Source organism: Salinicola sp. MH3R3-1 (genome assembly GCF_001937155.1).
GTDB lineage: Bacteria > Pseudomonadota > Gammaproteobacteria > Pseudomonadales > Halomonadaceae > Salinicola > Salinicola halophyticus.
Genome location: NZ_MSDP01000115.1, coordinates 1 through 220, shown reverse-complemented (window position 1 = coordinate 220; position 220 = coordinate 1). Strand labels below are relative to the sequence as shown.

General features: G+C 50.5%; 1 rRNA gene. It reads right to left on the bottom strand.

Annotated features, from left to right (window positions below):
- Window positions 1-220 (bottom strand): 16S ribosomal RNA (locus BTW08_RS18635); the annotation flags it as partial.

Sequence of the window (220 nt, the reverse complement as noted above, 5' to 3'; positions counted from 1 at the left end):
AGGGTTTCTAATCCTGTTTGCTCCCCACGCTTTCGAGCCTCAGCGTCAGTAACGATCCCGTATGTCGCCTTCGCCACTGGTGTTCTTCCGAATATCTACGAATTTCACCTCTACACTCGGAGTTCCACATACCTCTATCACACTCAAGACACCCAGTATCAAAGGCAGTTCCAGAGTTGAGCTCTGGGATTTCACCCCTGACTTAAATGTCCGCCTACGC